The 1254-nt window shown below is 63.9% G+C and carries 2 protein-coding genes; both read right to left on the bottom strand.

Features of this window, described 5'->3' with window-relative positions; genetic code table 11:
* Positions 1-19 precede the first annotated feature (19 nt).
* The gene (locus ABZ824_RS39740) at positions 20-901 is read right to left on the bottom strand and encodes an IS3 family transposase (RefSeq protein ID WP_356970058.1); all 882 of its coding nucleotides are present in this window, start codon (positions 899-901) and stop codon (positions 20-22) included.
* A gap of 2 nt (positions 902-903) precedes the next feature.
* Positions 904-1203, bottom strand: a complete 300-nt coding sequence (locus ABZ824_RS39735) for a transposase (protein ID WP_356970057.1) — start codon at positions 1201-1203, stop codon at positions 904-906.
* Positions 1204-1254 lie beyond the last annotated feature (51 nt).

The raw sequence follows: 1254 nt of genomic DNA, 5'->3' as shown, positions 1-1254 counted from the left end.
ATTATTGGAGGGCCAATAATCAGGTTCCAGCCGGAACCGGGTGATGGTAGCTCGCCTCGAACTCGCAGGGTGATCGCCAACCCAGCTTCTTCTGGATGCGCTGAGTGTTGTACCAGCCATCGATATAGGCGAACAGGGCGTTCTCGGCCTCGTCACGGGTCCGCCAGGCCCGGCGATAGACCAACTCGGTCTTCAGTGTGGAGAAGAAGTTCTCCATCAGTGCATTGTCGTAGCTGTCGCCGACCGATCCCATCGACTGCGCGATCCCGTTGTCTGCCAACCGGTTAGCGAAACGAATCGCTGTGTAGGTCGAGCCCCTGTCGCTGTGATGAATCAACTCACGGTCGCGGATGTCACGGCTCCAGACCGCGAACTCCAGCGCACCCAACACCAGCTCGGTATCGCAGCGATCCGAGGTCTTCCAGCCCACGATCCGGTTGGAAAACGCATCTCGCACCGCACCCAGCCAGAACGCACCCTGACCACACGGGATCCTGGTCGCATCCGCCACCCACAACCGGTTCGGTCGATCCGTGGTGAAGACCCGCTCGACCAGATCCGGTGCAGGCGCCGCCCGCGGATCGGCCCGCGTGGACGCGATGCGCCACCGTTTCCGCAGGAACGCGCCCTGCAAACCCGCGCCACGCATCACTCTCTCCACCCGTTTGCGGCCGATCGAGATGCCGCAGCGCGCCAGCATCGCATGCACGCGGGGAGACCCGTAGGTGCCGCCGGAGCTGGTATGGATATCAACGATCTCAGCCAGCAACGCCTCGTCTGCGAGCTGCCGCGCCGAGGGCTGTTGCAGGCGTTTGCACCACCAGTAATAGGTCGACGGGGCGATACCGAGGACCCGCAATACGAGCTCGACCGGGTGCCGGCTGTCCTTGACGAACCGCACGATCACCTCCGGGTCTGGCCGAGCTCCGAGGCGAAATACGCACTCGCAGAACGAAGGATGTCGTTGACCCGCTCCAGCTCGGCGACCTGTTTGCGCAGCCGCCTGTTCTCCTCGGCCAGATCCGTCGCCGCGGGTTCCGGCCGCTGCCCGGTATCGGCTTGGCGGATCCAGTTCCGAAGCGCCTCGTGATGGACACCCAACTGCTGGGCGAGCTTGCGGATCGTCGGCTTCGGATCCGACTCCAGATACAGCCGGACCGCTCGAGCCTTCAACTCGTCCGGGTACTTCTTCGGTGCTGCCACGCGGGGCTCCTTCCCGGCCCTATCGGACCATGCTCAGAGCCCTCCAAGGAA

It is taken from the genome of Nocardia sp. NPDC047038, from assembly GCF_040644075.1.
In the GTDB taxonomy this organism is placed as follows: Bacteria; Actinomycetota; Actinomycetes; order Mycobacteriales; family Mycobacteriaceae; genus Nocardia; species Nocardia sichangensis.
This window is presented reverse-complemented; position numbering and strand designations above follow the sequence as displayed.